This window comes from Bradyrhizobium nanningense (genome assembly GCF_004114535.1).
Taxonomy (GTDB): Bacteria; Pseudomonadota; Alphaproteobacteria; order Rhizobiales; family Xanthobacteraceae; genus Bradyrhizobium; species Bradyrhizobium nanningense.
In genome coordinates this window covers 17,606-37,991 of record NZ_LBJC01000025.1, presented here as the reverse complement: position 1 = coordinate 37,991, position 20,386 = coordinate 17,606, and the positions used below count along the sequence as shown (strand labels likewise).

The window sequence follows — 20,386 nt, the reverse complement described above, 5'->3', positions numbered from 1 at the left end:
GATCACCGGTTGTGGGCTCCTTCGAACCGAAGAGGAACAGCGAAGGTCAGCCCGGCACGAATTTCGTTGAGCGGATGAGCGTTGATGACTGCGTGGCGGTACGCCACATCGAAGGATAGCTTGTCGCTAACCTGCCAGATTAAGCCGACCAATCCCGAGACGGTCTCCTCCAAGCCGAACTCCTTCTCGTAAAAGACTTCTGCGACCGGTCGCACCTTCCATTTCGTCGGCCCTTCGATGATGGTCCCAACGAACACATCGGCGCGGTGCTCCCGCGTCAGCAAGGTTTCCACGTTGAAGTGAACCGTGCCCCAATCCCAGCGCTGCGAGACGATCCCCGCCCAACTCAGGCCAGCCCCGCTATTGCCCGTGCTGTCCGGCAGAAGCACGCCGAATTCCGTCGCCACGCTCGGCCCGGTCTTTTCCTGAAGGCTCCCGGGTACCACGACATGCTTGAGGAACGCGCCGGCATCGATGAGTTCGGTCGGACCGGACGGTGAGAGAGGCGTTTCACCTCGTCCTTCGAAGACCGCCTCCCATCCTTCGCTCAATCCGATGTTCAGGACGGTCCATGGCGCAATGAGCGTGTGCGTACCTTGCTCACGTTGAACGCCCGCTGGCTGCAATTCGACCTCAAGCTCGCCCGGTGCGGCGACAGCCGCATCGGTGCCGTCAAAAGGCCGATATGCGAGAGCTGGTCCAGAGTACACACTGCCGGCAAGAGCGATTAAGGATACCGCGACGTATCGCACCAACGCCGAATCTCCGGCAAGCATGGTCAGTGCCCTCCTCATGGCGACGGGCGAAAGACAAAGATTGCAGCTCCGCTATCCGCTTTGGCCGGAGCGGCCACCAGCAGACGATCAAGTTCAGGCACAAAAAGTGACGTTCTTGCACCAGCCGCGGTCGGTATGCGATCAATTTGCCGATAGGTGTCGCCATCCACGGCGAGCACGTCGACAAAGCCATCACCGCAACTGATGTAGATCCGATTGCGCTTGGAATCGAGGAATAGATCATCAACGTCGCCGCAGGTGGACACTGTCCCGACAAGAGCTCCATCGTTCAAAGAGAACACTCCAAGCTCTGCAGGCCGCCGAAACGCAACAAGAAGATGCTGACGGGCTTCATCGAGCACCATCGCGAAATTCGCACTCCGGCCTTCCGTGGGCCAAGATGCGATCTTCTGACGCGAGATACGGTCAATGACGTCGATGGTGCCAGCCCTGGGCACATTGACGAAGATTCGCGCGGCGTCGAGCTGGAAGCTCTCCGGATGAGCCTTCAATGGCACATCTGCGGTCCTGCTGCGCGTGGGAGCATCGATGACAGCCAGTGCCCCGTCGCCGTGGCCGACGAATACCAGCCCTGCCCTCGAGTCGATACGTATATTGTCTGCATCGCTGCCAAGCTCGATCTGTCCGACAGCTGAGAGATCACCATTGTTGAAGAACCTCACCGATCCGTCGCCCGCATTTGCAACGTAGAGCGTGTCAGTTGCCCTGTCGTAAGCGACGCCTTGGGGCTCCGGAAGTCCGCCGATGAGGCGATCCAGCCGTTTGGAGGCCAGATCAACCACGGCCAAGCTGTCGTTGCCGAGCGCTGCGATGAACAGGCGATGTCGGGCTAGATCGACTGCCATGTGATCGATCCGGCCGCGCACATCGCCAAGCGGGATCTTGTCTTCAAGCTGCAGCGGCGGGGCTTCGGCGCCTGAAGCGATCGACCCATTCGCGACAGCAATGCCGGCGAGTACCGCTGACAAAATGGCTGGTAACATTCGGCACATAGCCATTCCTGCCCTTACCGCGATCAGGTCCACGACTGCGCCGGACCAACGCGCCTCACCACCGGCACAACTCGATGCGCGACCGCCAGTGCGCCAAGCTCATCCGTCTCCATGGCAATTTTTTGAGCAAGCATGACGTTGCCTGGGACGAGATAACCCTCAAAGGCGCCGTCGCCGGCGAGGTCAACGTGAAGAGGTGGAACGGCCTGCCTTGGAAACAATGGCACGAGTTCTGCCATATGACCCTCGCTAATTGATGCCGTCGAGGTTGATGACCGCGTCATCCGCATTCACGGCTCAAAAACGGCGCTTGAGCAAGCCGTTATCGCCAGCTGTCAGCCGGAAAAGAGGGTTCGTGGTTTTGTACGCAAATGGCGCAGCACTCAGAATAGAACTGCGAACTCTTATGTTGTTGAAGTCGCGATCTGATTTTGAGCGGAGCTCACGCGCCGTGCCGCGTACGCAATTTCCGGGTTGGAGACCGGGCTAAACTCAAGTCGTTGAGGCCCTAGCGGTCGACGGAGTGTCGGTTCATTTCCTCCAGGAGCTCGCGCATTGCGTCGAACTGCGTGCCAAAGCCTTTCCAGTCGCCGGACCTCAATCGTTCAACGGCCTGATTATAGCGGTCGAGCGTCTCCCGGGCCTGACTTGCCGACGGGCGAGTGACAGGCATTTCCTCCTTCGGGCTCGAGACCGGCCCCACCGCGCTAGGCTCGATGAAGAGTGCCGACAAGGCCTCGCCGAGCGTCTCCTTCATCACCACATGTTCACCGTAGGCCGCGATAACACGTTTCAGCTCCGGCAGGTGCCCTTGCTCCGCTCGCAGATAGAGCGGCGTTACATAAAGGATCGAGTTCTCGATCGGGATCACAAGCAAGTTCGCACCGCGTATCACCCGCGAACCCATCTGGTTCCACAGCGTGATTTGTTGGGATATCTCGGTGCTCTGGTTGATCCGCGCTTCGATCTGGAACGGTCCATAGACGAGCTTCTCCTTGGGAAACTCGTAGACGATCAGCTTGCCATAGTCGGGCGCGTCGCAACGCGCGGCGAGCCACGCGATCATATTGTCGCGGCGGCTAGGCACCATGGGAAGCATGAGGAAGAACTCGGCCTGCGGCTCGCCGGGCAGCCGCATGATGATGTAATATGGGGCCATCGTCGCAACGCCGCCGCCGCCCGGCTGGCGCGGGAACTGCCAGAGATCTTCCCGGTTATAGAAAACGTCGGCCGCCTCCATGTGATAGCTCTGATAGAGCTGCGCCTGAATCAGGAACAGGTCCTCCGGATAGCGAATGTGCCTCCGCAGATCCGTCGGCATGGCCGAGAATGGCTTTAACAAATTCGGAAAGATACGCCGGTAGGTCGCGGCAACCGGATCGCCAGTGTCCATCAGATAGAAGTCGACGGTCCCGTTATAGGCATCGATGATGACCTTCACTGAATTGCGAATGTAGTTGATATCTTGGGCTTGCGCCGGCTGCGCGGAGGGGAAGTAGGAACTCACCGTGTAGGCGTCCTGCATCCAGAACATCCGCCCATTGCTGATGACCAGATAAGGATCGTGATCGAGCCTCAGGAACGGAGCGATCGTTCGTACCCTTTCCTGGATATTGCGGCGGATCATGATCCGGCTGTCGGTGGTGATGTAGCTTGAGAGCAGCAGGTTAGGATCGTTGAAGTAGTAAGCAAATAGGCCTCTCCACACCATCGCTCCTATCGGAACGCCACCGGTACCCTCATAAGCCGCGTAGGAATTGTCTTTCCCCTTCGGATAATCGAACTCAGGTGCGCTCCCCTTGACGATGACGTAGCTGTCGGGCTCCTCGCCGTAGTAGATGCGCGGTTCATGGATCTGGGGGCCTCCGTCCGCCACAGGAGGTATGTCGCGCAAATAGAAGAAGGGCAGCCCTTCGGAGTTCTTGCGCGTGACCGGACTCATCACCGCGCCGGTGCCGTGCGTAAACAGCACGTGTCGATTGACCCACGTCTGGGCATTCGGCGGCAGCAAGGAGGGCCGCAGTTCGCGAGCCGAGAGCATTACGCTTTGGTAGGAGCCATCGAGCCAGTAGCGATCGACGTCAAGATCGTGGAATTTGTAGTAAGTGCGGATCTCCTGCAACTGCGCGTAGGTGTCCGACAAGGGCAGCCAGTCCCACAACCTGATATTGTCGATCGTCGCCTTGTTGGCGTCGAGCGTCTTGAAGCTAAGCTTCTGTTCGGCGGCAAACGGCTTGGCTGCGATCTGATCGAGATTGTATGCCTGCCGGGTAAGCGCGATGTTGCGTTGGATATAGGGCCTTTCCAGCTCCAATTCGCTGGGCTTGACGAAGAACTGCTCGAACAGCAAGGGGATTACACCTGACAGCGCGAAAGACCCGATCACGACAAGCAGGAACGCGACGGCAGGAAGCCGGTAGGTGCGCACCCGCAGGTTTGCCCCCGCGGCGAACGCCGCGATGACCGAAAGTCCGATCATCAACCACAAGGCCGGCAGCCCCACGTGGACATCGGTGTAGCTTGCGCCGACGACCACGCCGTTATCGCCGTAGAGCAGTAGATAGCGATCAAGACCGTAGGACCAGGCCTTTACCGCAAAGAGAAGACCGAGCAGCGCCGAGCCGTGGGCAATCACCGTCGAAGACATTGATCGGCGATGACTGCCGTATTCGATATCGCCGTGCACCCAGTAGATCGCCGCGGCGAAAAGCGCGCTTAGAACGAGCGCGAGCATCATCCAGTTCTTGATGAGGATGTAGGCGGGCAGCGAGAAGAGATAGAAGCCGATGTCCTTGTTGTAGAGCGGATCGTCTGCGCCATAGGGCACCTGATAGACAAACCGCAAGAGGACGCCCCAATTGCCGACTTTTGCGGCGGCGACAAGCAGAGCGAGCAAAGCTGCCCCGCCTGCGATCGACCGGGGCCACGGCAGTCGATCGCGTACAAGCGCACGCAGATCTGGCGGCGCGCTGCCCGCGAAGTCCCACACCGACGCGGCGACAAGCTGTGTCGACTGCCGTCGGGCAAAGCGCAGGGCAAACCATCCGTTCAACCAAAGTACGACGGTGGTTCCGGTCCAGACCACAAGAAAGACGACAGCTTTGGCGCCGATCGTCGTCCAAAAAACCTGCAGATAACCGATCGAGGAAAACCACAGCCAGTCGACCAGGAAGTCGCTCGCGAGCCCGAGCAGGAACAGGCAAATCCCGATGAGGACGGCCGCAACAATGAGCCCGACCACGGCACTTTGCCTTGGTACCTTCCGTTCGGGTCCGGTAATCCCGATCGTCATGGCTTGATTATAGTGGAAATGAGGGGCGCCCGCCGCTTGATTCGCGGTCGCGACTCCGCCTCAAAGTGGGGGACGCGGACGCTCGAAACTCGGTCAAAAAGATCGCAGGACGGCGCAAAGGGGCAATTCGAAACAGCTCAAGGCGGCAAGCTCGGCTGATGCAGCCGGCGCTAAATCAGCGATCGAACGACATGGTCAGACTTGGCGGGCCACTCAGAATAGATTGAGAGCTTTTATGTAATTGAAATCGCTATATAACTTCAACGGCACCTCTCCACCTCATGCGATCCTCGCATATGCTCGGACGAAGAGCAGCCAGAACCCATTCGGAAGAAGAAGCGCATTGCGGCGCGTACTCTCTACCACCGACAGCACGCGCATACCGACTATCTCGCCATGGAGTTGGTCAACGACGACGAATTGCAGCTTGCTGATGGAAGACTTATGTTGGGCCTATAATCAGGCAGCCGCCCATCGTATGGCGAGAGTGGTCGACCTCACGGTGGATGGTTCGCATTCCGCATCGGAGGTGATGCCATGGCCATTGCTCCCACGCTCCAGAAATACTTCGCCGCTGAGAACATCCAGTACGAGGTGATCCCGCACGAACTCAGCATGACATCCGCTCGAACGGCCGAGGCCTGCCATATCTCGGGCGACCGCCTCGCCAAGGGCATCGTGTTGCGGCGCGACGGCGGATATATGCTGGCCATCTTGCCCGCATCGCATCACCTCCGCCTGTCGGACCTGAGGACGAGCCTCGGCGACAATGTCCACATGGCCAATGAGACCGAGGTCAATCGGCTGTTCAGCGACTGTGCACACGGTGCGGTTCCCGCCGTCGGCAAATGCTACGGATTGGAAATGATCGTCGACGACAGCATCGAGGCACAGCCAGACATCTATATGGAAGCCGGCGATCATGAAACGCTGCTCCATATGGGTCACGCGCAGTTTGCGCGCCTGACGGCCAACGCACCGCACGGACGCTTCAGCGCGCATGACTGAGGATCTGTAGGCCGCCCATTGCCGTTGCGACCTTGGGCGGGAACTCTGACCGCGAGGTCTCCGTCATACTTGTTCCACAGGGTGGCGGCGAGAGTGTTTGCGCTTGTCTAGTCGGAGTTCGATTGGGGGTGCCGCTGCATTGCATCAACGCACTTGAAACCCAAGAACGGAGGCTCGCCATGAAAGTCAAAGACGTGATGCACAAGGGTGTCGACTGGGTCAGCCCCAACACCCCAATCACCGAGCTTGCCAAACTGATGCGGGCGCATGACATCGGCTGCATTCCGATCGGCGAGGATGACAAGCTGGTCGGAATGGTGACCGACCGCGATATCGTCTGCAAAGGGCTCGCGAGCCACAGCTTCGATGCCGGCCGCACGACGGCGCGCGACGTGATGACCGAGGGCATCCATTGCTGCCGCGAGGACGATGACCTCGCCAAGGCGATGCATCACATGGAGAAGCTGCAGGTCCGCAGGCTGCCGGTAATCAACAAGAGCAAGCGGATGGTCGGCATCATCAGCCTGGGTGACGTCAGCCGTTCCGCGTCCGGTGATATGCTCACCGAGACGGTGAGGAGCGTTTCGGCGCATCACTGAACTTGCGGCCAGGGCTCCTCTCGGGATCGCCGCTCAAACAGGCGTGGGGGGAGCCCGAGCCACGCGCTTGTCATGCAACCATCGCGCGGCGGCGACGGCGCGATGTGGCTTACTTTGCGCCGGAGTGAACGATAGGGTGGGTGCACTCGATCGCAGCATCAGCGTCGACGCTGCGGCGGCGCAACCTATGACCGAGCGAGATCGCGCGGCCCGACGGGGAGGCCGTCGGATGGGGTCGCAGAAAAAAGTCGTGGAATATCGCGGATCTGGCGCTCCCTAGGGGAATCGAACCCCTGTTTCAGCCTTGAGAGGGCCGCGTCCTAACCGCTAGACGAAGGGAGCGTGAGGGCTAGCCAATAGCCTCGAAATTTGTCCGCCGCAAGGACCCCGACGGGCCTTTTACGGCTCATTGGCGAATTTCAGCCGTCCGGCCGGCTTCAGGGTATGGGCGTCGAAGGTCCGGATCTCGATGACCCCGCCGAGATCCAGCGTGACCACGAGGCGGTCGCCGGCGACCCCGGTCGAGACGATCCTGGCGCCCTTGGGCAAGGTGGCGGTGACGTCGCCGCCGGGTTCAGCCGCCCTTCCCTCCGACTTGAAAAGGCGGTAGCCCACCGCGATCAAAACGGCGCAGATCGCCAGCGCCGTGGTCAACCCCGCGATCAGCATCATCCGCCGCACCCGCGCGAACAGCGCGGCCTGCTCGGGGGTCGGTTCGGGAACAGCGGTATCAGACGTCGTCATGGAAAGTCTTGGCTCTGCGCAAAGGTTGGAGGTTGTCGTCGCCGGTGACGAGGGCTCGGCCCGGCTCGACCGCGTGCTGGCGGCGCGCCTCACCGACCTTTCGCGATCGAGGCTGAAAGCCCTGATCCTGGCGGGCGCAGTACACCTGAAGGCCTCCGCGGTCCGCGATCCCGCTTATCATGTAAGTCCCGGCGATACGATCATAATCGACGTGCCGGAGGCGGCTGCGCCGGAGCCGAAGGGGGAGGAGATCGCCCTCGACATCGTGTTCGAGGACGACGACATCGTCGTTCTCAACAAGCCGAAGGGGCTGGTGGTGCATCCTGCCGCCGGCCACGAGACCGGCACGCTGGTGAATGCGTTGATCGCCCATTGCGGTTCTTCGCTGTCGGGCATCGGCGGGGTGCGCCGGCCCGGCATCGTGCACCGGCTCGACAAGGACACGACAGGGCTGATGGTGGTCGCCAAGAACGACATGGCCCACGCCTCGCTATCCGCGCAATTCGCCGATCACGGCCGCACCGGCGAGATGCGGCGCGGCTACATGGCCTTTGCCTGGGGTGTGCCGGGCCGGCATCGCGGCACCGTCGATGCGCCGATCGACCGCCATCCGTATGCGCGCGAGAAGATGGCGGTACGTCAGGGCGGCCGCGAGGCCGTGACGCATTGGGAGATTCTGGAAAGTTTTAACGGCCGCGACGGCAAGCCGATCGCGACGCTGCTCGCCTGCGAGCTCGAGACCGGGCGCACCCACCAGATCCGGGTCCACCTCGCCCATATCGGCCATCCCCTGATGGGCGATGCCGTCTATGGCCCGCATTTCAAGACCAAGGCCAACCAGCTCGGCCCCAAGTCGCAAGCCGCCCTCGCCGCGCTCGGACGGCAGGCTTTACATGCTTACCTGCTGGTATTGGAGCATCCGCGGACAGGAGAATTACTGCACTGGGAGGCGCCTCTGCCGGAGGATTTGCTTCTCCTTCAAAGCGCCCTGAAGGCGGCGCTATGACGCAGGCCCTTTAAGAAAAGCGTTACATTACAAAAGATTATAGCTGCCACACGGGGACGTGACGTCAGCAATCCTTCCCTTTTTGCCCCCCGATAGGGTATATTGCGCCTGCGTTGGAAATGACCAACGCGGAACATCGCAGCCCGACCGGCTTTGACACAGCGGTCGTCTGCCTGGCCCGCCGCTATCGGGGGCCTGAACCTTTGGAGGGCGCACTATGGCCCGTACCGTTGCTTTGCCGGTCCTCAATGGAGAATCCGGCCTATCTCGCTACCTCGCCGAGATCCGCAAGTTCCCGATGCTGGAACCCCAGCAGGAATACATGCTCGCCAAGCGTTGGCGCGAGCATGACGATCGCGACGCGGCGCACCAACTCGTCACCAGCCATCTCCGCCTCGTGGCCAAGATCGCCATGGGCTATCGCGGCTACGGCCTGCCGATCTCCGAGGTCGTCTCGGAAGGCAATGTCGGCCTGATGCAGGCGGTGAAGCGTTTCGAACCCGAGAAGGGCTTTCGTCTCGCCACCTACGCCATGTGGTGGATCAAGGCGTCGATTCAAGAGTACATCCTGCGTTCCTGGTCGCTCGTGAAGATGGGCACCACCGCGAACCAGAAGAAGCTGTTCTTCAACCTGCGCAAGGCGAAGAGCAAGATCAACGCGCTGGACGAAGGCGATCTGCGCCCCGACCAGGTCAAGATCATTGCCAAGCGCCTCGGCGTCACCGATCAGGACGTGATCGACATGAACCGCCGCCTCGGTGGCGACGCGTCGCTCAACGCACCGATCCGCGACGACGGCGAAGCCGGCGAATGGCAGGACTGGCTGGTCGACAACACGCCGAACCAGGAAGCCATGCTGGCCGAGCACGAGGAATATGACGAACGCCGTGACGCGCTGAATGGCGCGATGGGCGTGCTCAACCCGCGCGAACGCCGCATCTTCGAGGCCCGCCGCCTCGCCGATGAGCCGATGACGCTGGAAGACCTCGCCGCCGAGTTCGGCGTGTCGCGCGAGCGCGTCCGCCAGATCGAGGTCCGCGCCTTCGAGAAGGTGCAGTCCGCGGTCAAGGGCACGATCGCAAGGGCCGAACAGGCCGCGCTAGAAGCCGCGCACTAAGCGGGCTTCGCCGCGAAGAGAGATTGGCGGATCGAAAGACAGAAAGCCGGCGGCAACGCCGGCTTTTTTGTTGGCTAGGCGATGTTCTGTTCGAATAAGGCACGGCGCGGCCCCCTCTCGGTGTCATGCCCCGCCTGGTGCGCAATTGCGCACGGGCGCGGGGCATCCAGTACGCCGCGGCGCTCATGGCAAGAGCGAGATCTTCAACGCCCGCCTGCCCGCCTCTGGAATACTGGATCGCCCGGTTGCCGGGCGATGACAGCTTTGGTCGTGGCTGTCATGCGCGACATCACAATCCCCGTCCCTCGTCCGACGTAGAACCAGCCCACCATGAACCCACGCTGCCGGTCGACCGACGTAAATGATGGGACCGACAGCATCGATAGGACGGACACCGTGTCGATCATCCTGCAATCCACCGTCGGCGGCTTCTCAGCCCAGTTCATGCGCAAGCTGCCGCTGGTCGAGCAGGCGATGCGCGAGCACGGGCTCGAGCCGTCGGAGTTCGTGATCTCCAAGGACTATGCAGGTACAGCGACGATCCCGCTGATGGGGCCGTTCTTCTATAGCTACAGCGTGTTCTTCGGCGAGGAGTCCTTCACCGTCACCGAGCCGAACGACATGGTGTTCCTGGACTACTTCTTCAAACGCGTGCTGGCCGCGGACGAGCCGCCGGAATTGCCGGGGCGGCCGGGCCTGATGCGGCGACTGTTCGGCTGGATGTCGCAGCCGGTGTGAACTTGCGATCCTGAACGGAGGGTGTCTCGTTCACGTCGGTCATTCGGCGCCGGCGGCTTCGGCCACCGGTTGCCCGAATGCCGTCTACTCCCCCCACATCCGCGCCAGGGTCGCGAGCCAGCAGCCTTCGCAATAGCGCGCGTCCTTGTAATCGATCCAGTTGTGGGCGTAGACGCGGTCGAGGGGGATGTCGTAGCGCGTGCGCAGCACCTTCACGAGGATCTTCCAGGCTGCGACCTGCGCCTCGGTTGGACCTGCGGCGACGTCGGGATAATTGCCGGCGAACTCGACGCCGATCGAATTGTCGCGCACCACCTGCCGATAGGTCGCGCCGTTGTCGATGTACTTGTTGTCGTTGCGGTTGGCGCCGTCGCCATGGGTCGGCACCAGGTTTTCCGCGACCGCCCAATAGACCGTGCCGTCGGTCTCGACCCACACCGTGACGCCGCGGCGGGTCGGGTTCTTCGCCTGCTCCGCCGCGCCGCCGCGCGCCGAGCCCGCCGGTCCTTCGGTCTGGTGCACGATGATGTTGCGCCAGGGTCTTGCATTGCTGACGTCACCCCATGGCGCCAGCCAGACCATCTTCAGGCCGGCTATCTCGGGCGAACCGGAGGCACGCGCCAGCTTTGCGAGCTCGGCGTCCTCGGCAGTGGCAGGGGCGATCAAAAGGAGGGCGGCCAGGGCGACCGCGGGCAGGCGAGCAATCATCATGCGATATCCCATCACCGCCGCTGATGTAGCACGGCCTTACGCGAACGTGCGCTGGCTCTGGTCCCGGCCGATCGGCTCAGGCGACAGCGGCGGCACCGGATCGTAGACGGCAAAGTCGTTCTTGCCGTTCTTCTTGGCGGCATAGAGGGCGTGGTCGGCATTGGCCATCAGGCGGTCCGGGAATGCGCCGATGCCGCGATCCCACTGCGCGACGCCGATCGAGATCGCGATCGGGATCTCGCTGCCGGTGCAGGCCTCGGCATCCTGGCGGCAGACCTCGAGCACGCGGCGGGCGATCGCGGCGGCCTCGCGCAAGGACGAGGACGGCAGCACGACGCAGAACTCGTCGCCGCCGGTGCGGGCGAGCATGTCGCCGGGCCGCAGGCGGGTCTGCGCCATCAGGGTGAAGTGCTTCAGGCAGGCATCGCCGGCGGCATGGCCGTGGGTGTCGTTGATGGCCTTGAAGCCGTCGAGATCGATCACCAGCAGCGAGAACGGCGCGCCGCTGCGCTCGGAGCGGGCGCATTCCTCGGTCAGGCGCTGCAACAGATGCCGCCGATTGGCGACGCCGGTGAGATCGTCGAGCAGCGCGAGATCGGCGACCTCGTTGCGCAGCCGCTCGATCGCCATCAGCAGGCAGGCGAAATTCCAGCCCATGGCCAGAAACACCAGGAGCAGGATCATCAGCGACTGCAAGCCGTTGAAGTTGATCGCCGTGATGGCGCCGCCATAGCCGAACAGTGCCGCGCCGGAGCGGACGGCGTGAATGGACAGAAGCAGAAATCCCACGATCGCGGCGAGCCGGGCGCCGGGATTTTCCCGCCCGTTCTGCTGGCCGAGCAGCAGCGGCAGCGTCAGCACGATCGGCGTCGATTGAGCCAGCGAGTAGATCACGACCCGCATCGGCATGTTGTCGGCGACGACCAGAAAGAACGCAAGACCGGCGGTGCAGAACAGCGAATTGGTGATCGCCGCCGCCCAGGATACCGGCCGGTGATAGAACCGCGCCACACCCATGCAGGCGAGCCACGACGAAAAGATCATCACGCCGCCGCCGCCGATCAGCGGAAAGCGCGGGTCCATCACGTCGCGCAGCATCGAGATCGCCGCGCCCGCTGCGGCCAGCACCGCGGCCGCCGTCCAGTACCGCGCCGCCTCGAATTTGGGATAGGCGCGCGCCACATAGGCCCAGACCAGGCCGAGCGCCAGGAAATTGATGACGATGACGGTCCAGAGTGTCGGCACGCTCAGCATGGCGACTGCGGGACGCGCCTGGTCCCGCCCTCTTCGTTTGGCAAACGTCCGTACATACCCGCCCCCGTGTCTTGCGGAGGACCATGCGCGCGACGCGCTTAATGGAGTCTCACCGCAATCGCGCAAACTCGGGCGTTGGTTTTGGATTGATGAATCCCGCGAACGGATTCCGGCATCGTTAAGCAAACACTTCTGCCAGCGGATCCGCGGCGAAAGCGGATTCGCGCGTCAAAATCACCCGAAAATGCATCTGAGCTGTGGATAACGCGATGACGCCGATGTGACAGTGCGGGGCAGGAAGCTGCGAATCTGCTGAGTTTGTCGTCGAGGATGTTGCGAGGCTGGCCCTCCGCCGAGCATCCCTCGTGTCGCGTTTCACCATTAACCCTTAAGAGGATCCTATGGCTAAGAAAGCGAAGAAGGCGACGAAGAAGAAGGCGAAAAAGGCCAAGAAGGCGAAGAAGAAGTAACGAGGCTTGTTCTTTGCCCGGGTGGAGCCTCGCTCCGCCCGGGCGTCGGGAAGAGGGTTGTGGCGGGCATGAGGCCCGCTTTTTTATTGGCCGGAGACTACCGCTCCGCAAACGCCAGCTTGGCGCCGAGCGCGGCAAAACCTGCCGCAAAACTGCGCGCAGCCAGGCCATGACGCGGGGGCGGGAGATGACGTGCTCGCGTACCGAGGCCGCACAGAGACCGTAGACGACGAACACCGCGAACGTCATCGCCATGAAGGCACCGCTCAATTCCAGCATGCGCGCCAGCACATGGGCCTCGTCCGCGGCGATGAATTGCGGCAGGAAGGCGAGGAAGAAGATCGACAGCTTTGGATTGAGGATGTTGATCAGAAAGCCTGTGACGATGACGCGGCCGCTGGAACGCTCGCTGATGCCGCCCTCGACCGCCAGCGCCCCGCTCTCGCGCAGCGCCTGCCAGGACATGTAGAGCAGATAAGCGACACCGCCCCATTTCAGCGCGGAGAAGGCGAGCGCGCTGGTGTGCAGCACGGCGGCGAGCCCCAGCATCGCAGCACACATATGCGGCACGATCCCGAGCGTGCAGCCCAAGGCGGCGGCCAGGCTGGCGCGCGAGCCGCGCGTCAGCGCCGCAGCCAGCGTGTAGAGCACGCCGGTGCCGGGCGAGGCGACGACGATGAGCGAGGTGAGCAGGAAGGACCAGGACATGGGCGGACCTTAGCAGCCCGCCCCGCGCTGAGAAAGCCAGGCCTCAAGCCTTCAGTCTCAGACCGTCACTCTGAGGTGCTCGCCTCTTCGGCGAGTCTCGAAGGGCGACGGCCCGGGTGTAGCTGCAAGGGCGACGGCCCGGCTGTAGCTGCCGCTCGGCCGTGCATCCTTCGAGGCTTGCGCTACGACCCTATCGCGCCGCAGCGCGCGCACCTCAGGATGACGGATTGAGAATAGTCAGGACAGTTGCGCGAGTTCGGCTTCGCGCAGCACGTCGAGCGGCGCCCAGGGCTTTGCCCAGAACTTGGCGCCCTGGGGCAGCGGCTGCATCAGCGGGCGGCCGGAGGTGACGACGACGTCGAGCCTGGGATTGCGGTCCTTGGCGACATGGGCGAGCTCGACCCCGTTCATGCGGCCGGCGAGTTGCACGTCGGTCAGCATCAGGCAGAGTGCGCCGGCGCTCTTCTCGAGCACGCGCTCCGCGGCCTCGGCGCTCTCGCACTGGATCACCCGGTAGCCGCTCTCTTCCAGCAGGAGACATAGCATCTCGCGCTGCATGACGTCGTCTTCCACGATCAGCGCGGTGGCACGGAATGGTTGCGCTTGTCCCATCGGCGTCTCCAATGCTCGCTTGCCTAACGTAAGTTAAGGAGCAAATTCGCGTGTGGTTCGGTTCCATTCTGAAAAAATGTAAAGCATAGTTCCATCTGTGGAAACTTGACGGGGCACATCATGACAGCGATTCGCGGGGCCGCCGCCATCACGGGAGCCGCCAGCGGCATCGGCCGGGCGCTCGCCATCGAGCTTGCGCGGCGCGGCTGCGATCTTGCGCTCGCCGATCGCGACGAGGCCGGGCTGAAGACGCTGGCTGCGGAGATCGGACCAGACCGCAAGGTCAGCGTCCATCGCGTCGATGTCGCCGAGCCCGCCGACATCGCGCGGTTCGCGGCCGAGGCGACTTCCGCGCATCCGGAGCTCGGCATCGTCGTGAACAATGCCGGCGTGGCGCTGATGGGCTCGTTCGAGGAGATCGACCAGGCGCAGATGGACTGGCTGTTCGACATCAATTTCTGGGGCGTGGTGCACGGCACGCGCGCCTTCCTGCCGCATCTGAAGACGAGGCCTGAGGCGCACATCGTCAACCTCTCCTCGCTCTTCGGCATCATCGCGCCGCCGGGACAGTCGGCCTATGCGGCGGCGAAGTTCGCGGTGCGGGGCTTTTCCGAGAGCGTGCGGCATGAGCTCAGCGTCGCGGGAAGCCCGGTCAGGCTGTCGGTGGTGCATCCCGGCGGTGTCGCCACCGCGATCGCGCGCAACTCCCGTACCGGCGTCGGCGTCACCGACAATGCGCGCCGCGCGCAGTCGATCGAGCGGTTCGAGAACGCAGCGAAGACCACGCCGAAAGACGCCGCGCTGCGCATCATCAAGGGCATCGAAAACAACGAGCCGCGCATCCTGATCGGCAACGACGCCCGCTTCATGGACCTCTTGCAGCGCTTCCGCCCGGGGACGTATTGGGCGCCGTTGCAGCGGCGGCTGGAGAAGATGGCGAAGGGAACGTGAGTGAGGGACGCGACGGCGTCGCCGCGTTCGGTGCTGTCGTAGGGTGGGCAAAGCGAAAGCGTGCCCACCACTTCCGGAACGGTGGGCACGGCGCAAGTGCGCCTTTGCCCACCCTACGAGTTCAGCGCCCGCCTCACTGCCCCGCCAGCCGATCGGCGAAATAGCCGATTGTCTTGCGGTAGATCACCGCCCTGTTCCACTCGCGCATTGCCTCGAAATTGGCGGTGCCTTCGCCGTAGGGCTGGCCCATCTTGAAGCCGCTGGTGTGGAGCAGGTTCGCGGTCGAGGCGAGCACGTCGGGGACGCTGTGGCGGAGGTCGACATGGCCGTCGCCGTCGAAATCTACGCCGTATTTGATGTAGGACGACGGCAGGAACTGGGTCTGGCCGATCTCGCCGGCGAAGGCGCCGATGAGGTCGCGCAGCGGCAGGTCGCCACGCTGCACGATCTTGAGGGCGGCGAGCAGCTCGCCCTGGAACAGATCGGTGCGGCGGCAATCATGCGCTAGCGTCGCCAGCGTACGGATCACCGGCATCTTGCCCATGTCACCTTTGCCGAAATCGCTCTCCAGGCCCCAGATCGCAACCAGGATATACCGGGGCACGCCGAACTGCTGCTCGATGCGCGAAAGCAGCGCGGCGTGGCGCTGCAGAAGCGCGCGGCCGCCATTGATGCGGCTGGACCCGACACGGGTCGAGACGTACTGCTCGAAAGTCTTGTTGAAGGTGTGGCGCTGGCGGCGGTCGAAGGCGAGCACCGCACCGTCGGGGGTGACACCGCTGAGCGCGGCGTTGGTCACGTTCGCCGAGACGCCGGCGCTTTGCGCTTCCTGGGCCATGGTGGCGACGAAGCTGTTGAAGTCACCGCCGCAGCGCGCGGCCTGCGCCGAGCCGCCGGCCAGACAAAGGACGGACGCGGCGGCGAGAAGCAGTCTCAGCATATGGAGCAATCCCCTGAAAAAACCGGCGCGAAGCCGCGCGCGGATCATGCCCGGGAAAGCAGCGAGGGTCAAAGCGCAAAGCTTGAAGCGCAAAGCTTGGAGGGCAAGGCTTGAAGGACAAGGCTTGAAGGGCGAGGCTTGATCCGCATCAAACTGTCTCACGCTACCCTTCCTAGATTGCACCGGACAGGAGAGCCGCCGCCAGGAGAAGTGTCCCATGACCGGAATTACCTTGACCGCCGAGCAGATCCGCAATGCGCCCGCAGCGGTGCGGCAATGGATCGAGCAGGAGGTGATCAGTTCGCTCGGTCTTGCGCCGCGCGCGCCCGTGACGATCCCGCCCCAGGCTTCCCATCTCGTCGCCTGCAGCGTGGAGGACGTCGCCGGCGTGCTCGAGCACATCAGGGGCGTGCTTCCGGCGGTCAACGTGCTGCTCGAGCTCGGCCGTCCCGGAATCAGCTTCGGCCAGCCCGCGGTGATGACGTTCCGCCTGATGGACATCCTGCATCACACCCGCCTGCCCGACATCAATGGGGTCATCACATGTCTCGAGATGATCAACCAGGCGCTGACGGAGGTGAAAAAGGACCCATCGGTGCGGTTCTGCGGCTTCGACAATGAAGGCCACTGCCTGATCGCGCCGCAGACGCAAGTGAGCATCGCAACGCTCTGGCAGACCATGATGGAGCGCCAGCAGGCGGCGCAGGAGCGCGAGGCTGCCGGCCGGACGGCGCCGGCGGCGTGAGGGCGGATGGTATCGCCGCACTTTCCTCTCGTCATTCCGGGGCGCGCGGCTCGTCCGCCGTAGCTCGCAGAGCGAAGGCGGAAGCGCGAACTATGATGCGCAATTGCGCATCCTAGCTCGCGACTTCGTCGCGCCCCGGAATGACGGATGAGAGAATTGCGGCTATGATATCGTTGCTTGCGCCGCGCCGCCGCGCGATCGGTCACTGTGTTGAGCCCGCATGAAGCAATCAGCCATGTCCAACCGTCAACCAACCCGCTCCCTCCTCCGCATCCCCCTGTTCCGCCTGCTCGCTATCAACCTTGCGATCGGCGCCTGCGCCGCGACGATTCTCGTCGGCGGCCTGCTCTGGCTCAATCCCGGACATCTGCGCGAGCTGATCTTCGCCGATACCTCGCCCGGCATCGCGCTCGCGCTGCTGCTGGCCTCCTTCCTCGTCACCTTCGGCTCGGTCGCGATGGGCAGCGCGATCATGGCGCAGGGGCGCAAGGAGGATAGCGGCAGAGGCGGCGGCCACGGATCGCGGCTCGCCGTGCAGGAGATGGCGCGGCGCACGCGCTCGCAATGAGATACGCACCGCAATGGAACTCGCTTTCGCGCGTTGGATCACATCATCTGCATGCAAGCGGGAGCACGTCGCAGGCCAGCGCACGTTCCGACGACAGCGCGCCCCACACGCGCGCGGCGCGAGGGCGCGAAGATGAACCAAGTGGTTTGACAATCCAAACAATTGCTTCGATGTGCTTTCACATCACACATCGCAGCCGACGCATATCTGATGCGCTCGCTGCGACATCAACGCCGCCACGATTTGCCTTGCCATCGCAGGGCGCCTTCTATAGTCTTCTATTTTAGGTTGTCGCCCCACCAGCCCCGGGCGACGCTAAAGACCAAAAATAAACGGCGGGCTTCGGCCCGCCGTTTATTGAAGCGAGCGGTTGTTGAGACAAGGGTCTCTGATGCAGCGGTCCGCGGCCACGGCTCCGCCCCGGCCCCCGGGGCCACGCAAAGTCATTTGACTATGGCGCATCTATCGACGACAAGCCGCCATGGCCAAGAAACCCGGAACCAATCCCAAAGGCGAATTCGCCTTCTTCAACGTCGTCTATGAAGACGATTCCCAGCGCTCCAACCGCCGCGTGCCCGCTGAACTCCTCGGCGGCCTCGACGGCGACGAACCCGCCCGCGCCTTCATCATGGAGCAGGACCGCGAGATCGCCGAAAAGAGCGGCCGCCCGGCGCTGGAGATCAAGCGGATCGAGCGGGTCGGGGTGAAGAAGAAGTAGGGCGGCAGCCCTATCCACGTCATTGAGAGCGTAGCGAAGCAAATCCAGACTGAGTCCGTTGAAAGATTCTGGATTGCTTCGCTTCGCTCGCAATGACGGAGCGAGAATGAGGGTTAAAGCAAAAACGGCGGGCCTTGGCCCGCCGTTTTGCTTGGAATCGATGTCCGCGCTCAGTTGTCCAAGAAGCTCCGCAGCTTCCTGCTCCTTGACGGATGCTTCAACTTCCTTAGCGCCTTCGCTTCGATCTGGCGAATACGCTCGCGGGTCACCGAGAACTGCTGACCGACTTCTTCCAGCGTGTGGTCGGTGTTCATGCCGATGCCGAAGCGCATGCGCAGGACGCGTTCTTCGCGCGGGGTGAGCGAGGCGAGCACGCGCGTGGTGGTCTCGCGCAGGTTGGACTGGATCGCGGCGTCGATGGGCAGGATCGCGTTCTTGTCCTCGATGAAATCGCCGAGGTGTGAATCCTCTTCGTCACCGACCGGCGTCTCGAGCGACAGCGGCTCCTTGGCGATCTTGAGGACCTTGCGGACCTTCTCCAAGGGCATGCCGAGCTTCTCGGCGAGCTCTTCCGGGGTCGGCTCGCGGCCGATCTCGTTGAGCATCTGGCGCGAGGTGCGCACGATCTTGTTGATCGTCTCGATCATGTGCACGGGGATGCGGATGGTGCGGGCCTGGTCGGCGATCGAGCGGGTGATCGCCTGCCGGATCCACCACGTCGCGTAGGTCGAGAACTTGTAGCCGCGGCGGTACTCGAACTTGTCGACCGCCTTCATCAGGCCGATGTTGCCTTCCTGGATCAGGTCGAGGAACTGCAGGCCGCGGTTGGTGTACTTCTTGGCGATCGAGATCACCAGACGGAGGTTGGCTTCCACCATCTCCTTCTTGGCCTGGCGGGCTTCGCGCTCGCCCTTCTGCACCGAGTGCACGATCTTGCGGAACTCGACGATCTCGAGGCCGGTTAGGGCTGCGAGCTGATGCACCTCGTGACGGAGGTCCTTGATGCGGTCCTTCTCGTGGTGGACGAAGTTCTTCCAGCCTTTTGCAGAAAGCTTCGAGACACGGTTGAGCCAGCGCGGATCGAGCTCCGAGCCGGTGTAGTTGCGCAGGAAGTCTTCACGCGCGACGCCGTGGCTGTCGGCAAGGCGCATCAGGCGGCCCTCATGCGAGACGAGGCGCTTGTTGATGTCGTAGAGCTGCTCGACGAGTGAATCGATACGCGCCTGGTTGAGGCGGAGCGACTTCACCTCGACGATGATCTCGTCCTTCAGCTTCTTGTACTTGCGCTCCTGGTGCGGCGAGAGCGACTCGTTCTGGAGCTGGTTCTGGATGTCCTGCTCCTGAAGCTTGCGCAGCTTCTTGTAGCTGTCGGCGATCTTGTCGAAGATCTCGACCACCTTCGGCTTGAGCTCGGCCTCGATCGCCGCGAGCGACATCTGGTTCTCGAACTCGTCGTCGTCCATGTCGGACTCGGCGGCGGCCTCGCCCGGATCCTTCTCCTCGCCTTCGGCGGCGCCTGGCGCAGCTGCGGCACGGAACGGGGTCGGCGACGGCGGTGCGGCCGGCGGGGCGACATGCGCGGGCGCAGCGGCGGAGGCGGCGTCACCACCCTCGGCCGGGGCTTCGCCGGCCTCGCCGGTGGGGCCGGCGATCATCGCATTGTTCATGCCGCCCTTGGCGTCGGGGCCGGCATAGGTGGCTTCGAGATCGATGATGTCGCGGAGGAAGATCTTGCCTTCGTTGAGCTCGTCGCGCCAGATGATGATGGCCTGGAAGGTCAGCGGGCTTTCGCACAGCCCTGCGATCATCGCCTCGCGGCCGGCCTCGATGCGCTTGGCGATCGCGATTTCGCCTTCGCGGGACAAGAGCTCGACCGTGCCCATCTCGCGCAGATACATGCGCACGGGATCGTCGGTGCGCTCGCCCGGCTCGCTCTTCTTGACCTCGGTGACGGCCTTCTGGGTAACTTCGACGAGCTCGTTATCGGTCTCGTCCTCGCCCTCGTCCTTCTCTTCCTCGCCTTCGCTGTCGTCGGCTTCGGTGACGTTGATGCCCATGTCCGAGAGCATCGACATGATGTCCTCGATCTGTTCGGGCGAGGTCTGGTCCGACGGCAAGACTTCGTTGAGCTGATCGAAGGTCACGAAGCCGCGCTTCTTGGCCTGCTTGATCATCTTCTTCACGGCCGCGTCGGACAGATCGAGCAACGGCGAGGGCGCGTCCTGGGAATCCTTCTCCGGCGCGTCCGCTGCCTTGTCGTCTTTTTCCTTGTCCTTCGCCTGCAGCGTCTTTGCCTTGGTGGCCATCCATTGCTCCTAAACGCGCTTCATGCGAGGCGCTTCGCAGCGCCTGCCTGAATTCACATGAACCTGTTGCTCGACGCTCTCGCTTCGGCAGCTCTCGACACGGAAAGGGC

The 20,386-nt window shown here is 62.9% G+C and carries 19 protein-coding genes, 1 tRNA gene and 1 pseudogene; 9 read left to right on the top strand and 12 right to left on the bottom strand.

Annotated features, from left to right (window positions below; genetic code table 11):
• Nucleotides 1–2: 2 nt before the first annotated feature.
• From XH84_RS20965 to XH84_RS20950, 4 genes are all read right to left on the bottom strand, one after another.
• Nucleotides 3–776, bottom strand: coding sequence for a hypothetical protein (locus tag XH84_RS20965; protein WP_128920025.1), 774 nt, complete (start codon nucleotides 774–776; stop codon nucleotides 3–5).
• Nucleotides 777–790: 14 nt separating this feature from the next.
• Nucleotides 791–1,780 carry a YncE family protein gene (locus XH84_RS20960; protein WP_245471782.1) on the bottom strand — a complete coding sequence of 330 codons (990 nt, stop codon included), beginning with the start codon at nucleotides 1,778–1,780 and terminating at the stop codon, nucleotides 791–793.
• Between the two features lie 32 nt (nucleotides 1,781–1,812).
• Entirely contained in the window at nucleotides 1,813–2,028 is a 216-nt protein-coding gene (locus XH84_RS20955; RefSeq protein WP_128920026.1) for a hypothetical protein, read from the bottom strand.
• A 269-nt stretch (nucleotides 2,029–2,297) separates the two neighbouring features.
• Nucleotides 2,298–5,081: a UPF0182 family membrane protein gene (locus XH84_RS20950; RefSeq protein WP_128920027.1), complete on the bottom strand. Its 2,784-nt coding sequence runs from the start codon at nucleotides 5,079–5,081 to the stop codon at nucleotides 2,298–2,300.
• 537 nt (nucleotides 5,082–5,618) lie between these two features.
• Here XH84_RS20950 and XH84_RS20945 point away from each other — a divergent pair.
• Together XH84_RS20945 and XH84_RS20940 are read left to right on the top strand one after the other, a co-directional pair.
• Nucleotides 5,619–6,089: an aminoacyl-tRNA deacylase gene (locus XH84_RS20945; RefSeq protein ID WP_128920028.1), complete on the top strand. Its 471-nt coding sequence runs from the start codon at nucleotides 5,619–5,621 to the stop codon at nucleotides 6,087–6,089.
• Nucleotides 6,090–6,268: 179 nt separating this feature from the next.
• Nucleotides 6,269–6,688: a CBS domain-containing protein gene (locus XH84_RS20940; RefSeq protein ID WP_164936338.1), complete on the top strand. Its 420-nt coding sequence runs from the start codon at nucleotides 6,269–6,271 to the stop codon at nucleotides 6,686–6,688.
• A gap of 267 nt (nucleotides 6,689–6,955) precedes the next feature.
• On the opposite strand, the gene XH84_RS20935 is transcribed toward XH84_RS20940, so the two are convergent.
• A tRNA-Glu gene (locus XH84_RS20935) sits at nucleotides 6,956–7,030 on the bottom strand.
• Between the two features lie 57 nt (nucleotides 7,031–7,087).
• On the bottom strand, nucleotides 7,088–7,432 hold the full coding sequence (locus XH84_RS20930) for a hypothetical protein (protein ID WP_128920029.1): 345 nt from the start codon (nucleotides 7,430–7,432) through the stop codon (nucleotides 7,088–7,090).
• Between XH84_RS20930 and XH84_RS20925 the strand changes: the two genes are divergently transcribed.
• The 3 genes from XH84_RS20925 (at nucleotide 7,431) to XH84_RS20915 (ending at nucleotide 10,293) form a co-directional block, all read left to right on the top strand.
• Nucleotides 7,431–8,438 carry an RluA family pseudouridine synthase gene (locus tag XH84_RS20925; RefSeq protein ID WP_128920030.1) on the top strand — a complete coding sequence of 336 codons (1,008 nt, stop codon included), beginning with the start codon at nucleotides 7,431–7,433 and terminating at the stop codon, nucleotides 8,436–8,438. The two genes, XH84_RS20930 and XH84_RS20925, sit on opposite strands and share 2 nt — an antisense overlap.
• A 217-nt stretch (nucleotides 8,439–8,655) precedes the next feature.
• Nucleotides 8,656–9,555: an RNA polymerase sigma factor RpoH gene (rpoH, locus tag XH84_RS20920; protein ID WP_128920031.1), complete on the top strand. Its 900-nt coding sequence runs from the start codon at nucleotides 8,656–8,658 to the stop codon at nucleotides 9,553–9,555.
• Nucleotides 9,556–9,951: 396 nt separating this feature from the next.
• The gene (locus XH84_RS20915) at nucleotides 9,952–10,293 is read left to right on the top strand and encodes a hypothetical protein (protein WP_128920032.1); all 342 of its coding nucleotides are present in this window, start codon (nucleotides 9,952–9,954) and stop codon (nucleotides 10,291–10,293) included.
• Nucleotides 10,294–10,377: 84 nt separating this feature from the next.
• Here XH84_RS20915 and XH84_RS20910 read toward each other — a convergent pair whose 3' ends face one another.
• The 4 genes and pseudogenes from XH84_RS20910 to XH84_RS20895 all read right to left on the bottom strand — a co-directional run bounded on the left by XH84_RS20910 (nucleotide 10,378) and on the right by XH84_RS20895 (nucleotide 14,048).
• Nucleotides 10,378–11,004: a peptidoglycan recognition protein family protein gene (locus XH84_RS20910; protein WP_128920033.1), complete on the bottom strand. Its 627-nt coding sequence runs from the start codon at nucleotides 11,002–11,004 to the stop codon at nucleotides 10,378–10,380.
• Nucleotides 11,005–11,040: 36 nt separating this feature from the next.
• Nucleotides 11,041–12,258 (bottom strand): GGDEF domain-containing protein, encoded by a 1,218-nt coding sequence (locus XH84_RS20905; RefSeq protein WP_128920034.1) that lies wholly within the window; start codon nucleotides 12,256–12,258, stop codon nucleotides 11,041–11,043.
• A gap of 567 nt (nucleotides 12,259–12,825) precedes the next feature.
• Nucleotides 12,826–13,436, bottom strand: a pseudogene (locus XH84_RS20900) (LysE family translocator).
• A gap of 237 nt (nucleotides 13,437–13,673) precedes the next feature.
• Nucleotides 13,674–14,048: a response regulator gene (locus XH84_RS20895; RefSeq protein ID WP_128920035.1), complete on the bottom strand. Its 375-nt coding sequence runs from the start codon at nucleotides 14,046–14,048 to the stop codon at nucleotides 13,674–13,676.
• A 120-nt stretch (nucleotides 14,049–14,168) separates the two neighbouring features.
• Between XH84_RS20895 and XH84_RS20890 the strand changes: the two genes are divergently transcribed.
• Nucleotides 14,169–14,999 (top strand): SDR family NAD(P)-dependent oxidoreductase, encoded by an 831-nt coding sequence (locus XH84_RS20890; RefSeq protein WP_128920036.1) that lies wholly within the window; start codon nucleotides 14,169–14,171, stop codon nucleotides 14,997–14,999.
• A gap of 133 nt (nucleotides 15,000–15,132) precedes the next feature.
• Here XH84_RS20890 and XH84_RS20885 read toward each other — a convergent pair whose 3' ends face one another.
• Nucleotides 15,133–15,939: a lytic murein transglycosylase gene (locus tag XH84_RS20885; protein ID WP_128920037.1), complete on the bottom strand. Its 807-nt coding sequence runs from the start codon at nucleotides 15,937–15,939 to the stop codon at nucleotides 15,133–15,135.
• Nucleotides 15,940–16,156: 217 nt separating this feature from the next.
• Here XH84_RS20885 and XH84_RS20880 point away from each other — a divergent pair, with 217 nt between their 5' ends.
• The 3 genes from XH84_RS20880 to XH84_RS20870 all read left to right on the top strand — a co-directional run bounded on the left by XH84_RS20880 (nucleotide 16,157) and on the right by XH84_RS20870 (nucleotide 17,970).
• A complete protein-coding gene (locus tag XH84_RS20880) occupies nucleotides 16,157–16,684 on the top strand; it encodes a hypothetical protein (protein ID WP_128920038.1) in 528 nt (175 codons plus the stop codon).
• Between the two features lie 235 nt (nucleotides 16,685–16,919).
• Nucleotides 16,920–17,252, top strand: a complete 333-nt coding sequence (locus XH84_RS20875) for a hypothetical protein (RefSeq protein WP_128920039.1) — start codon at nucleotides 16,920–16,922, stop codon at nucleotides 17,250–17,252.
• A 481-nt stretch (nucleotides 17,253–17,733) separates the two neighbouring features.
• Entirely contained in the window at nucleotides 17,734–17,970 is a 237-nt protein-coding gene (locus tag XH84_RS20870) for a hypothetical protein (RefSeq protein WP_128920040.1), read from the top strand.
• Between the two features lie 170 nt (nucleotides 17,971–18,140).
• Here the strand turns inward: XH84_RS20870 and rpoD are convergent, their stop codons facing one another.
• The gene (gene rpoD / locus XH84_RS20865) at nucleotides 18,141–20,276 is read right to left on the bottom strand and encodes an RNA polymerase sigma factor RpoD (RefSeq protein WP_128920041.1); all 2,136 of its coding nucleotides are present in this window, start codon (nucleotides 20,274–20,276) and stop codon (nucleotides 18,141–18,143) included.
• Between the last annotated feature and the right edge of the window lie 110 nt (nucleotides 20,277–20,386).

Excerpts from the sequence above, each read along its gene's own strand:
- XH84_RS20965 (WP_128920025.1), bottom strand. The coding sequence starts at position 776 with ATGCTTGCCGGAGATTCGGCGTTGGTGCGATACGTCGCGGTATCCTTA.
- XH84_RS20960 (WP_245471782.1), bottom strand. The coding sequence starts at position 1,780 with ATGTTACCAGCCATTTTGTCAGCGGTACTCGCCGGCATTGCTGTCGCG.
- XH84_RS20955 (WP_128920026.1), bottom strand. The coding sequence starts at position 2,028 with ATGGCAGAACTCGTGCCATTGTTTCCAAGGCAGGCCGTTCCACCTCTT.
- XH84_RS20950 (WP_128920027.1), bottom strand. The coding sequence starts at position 5,081 with ATGACGATCGGGATTACCGGACCCGAACGGAAGGTACCAAGGCAAAGT.
- XH84_RS20945 (WP_128920028.1), top strand. The coding sequence starts at position 5,619 with ATGGCCATTGCTCCCACGCTCCAGAAATACTTCGCCGCTGAGAACATC.
- XH84_RS20940 (WP_164936338.1), top strand. The coding sequence starts at position 6,269 with ATGAAAGTCAAAGACGTGATGCACAAGGGTGTCGACTGGGTCAGCCCC.
- XH84_RS20925 (WP_128920030.1), top strand. The coding sequence starts at position 7,431 with ATGGAAAGTCTTGGCTCTGCGCAAAGGTTGGAGGTTGTCGTCGCCGGT.
- XH84_RS20930 (WP_128920029.1), bottom strand. The coding sequence starts at position 7,432 with ATGACGACGTCTGATACCGCTGTTCCCGAACCGACCCCCGAGCAGGCC.
- rpoH (WP_128920031.1), top strand. The coding sequence starts at position 8,656 with ATGGCCCGTACCGTTGCTTTGCCGGTCCTCAATGGAGAATCCGGCCTA.
- XH84_RS20910 (WP_128920033.1), bottom strand. The coding sequence starts at position 11,004 with ATGATGATTGCTCGCCTGCCCGCGGTCGCCCTGGCCGCCCTCCTTTTG.
- XH84_RS20905 (WP_128920034.1), bottom strand. The coding sequence starts at position 12,258 with ATGCTGAGCGTGCCGACACTCTGGACCGTCATCGTCATCAATTTCCTG.
- XH84_RS20895 (WP_128920035.1), bottom strand. The coding sequence starts at position 14,048 with ATGGGACAAGCGCAACCATTCCGTGCCACCGCGCTGATCGTGGAAGAC.
- XH84_RS20890 (WP_128920036.1), top strand. The coding sequence starts at position 14,169 with ATGACAGCGATTCGCGGGGCCGCCGCCATCACGGGAGCCGCCAGCGGC.
- XH84_RS20885 (WP_128920037.1), bottom strand. The coding sequence starts at position 15,939 with ATGCTGAGACTGCTTCTCGCCGCCGCGTCCGTCCTTTGTCTGGCCGGC.
- XH84_RS20880 (WP_128920038.1), top strand. The coding sequence starts at position 16,157 with ATGACCGGAATTACCTTGACCGCCGAGCAGATCCGCAATGCGCCCGCA.
- XH84_RS20875 (WP_128920039.1), top strand. The coding sequence starts at position 16,920 with ATGTCCAACCGTCAACCAACCCGCTCCCTCCTCCGCATCCCCCTGTTC.
- XH84_RS20870 (WP_128920040.1), top strand. The coding sequence starts at position 17,734 with ATGGCCAAGAAACCCGGAACCAATCCCAAAGGCGAATTCGCCTTCTTC.
- rpoD (WP_128920041.1), bottom strand. The coding sequence starts at position 20,276 with ATGGCCACCAAGGCAAAGACGCTGCAGGCGAAGGACAAGGAAAAAGAC.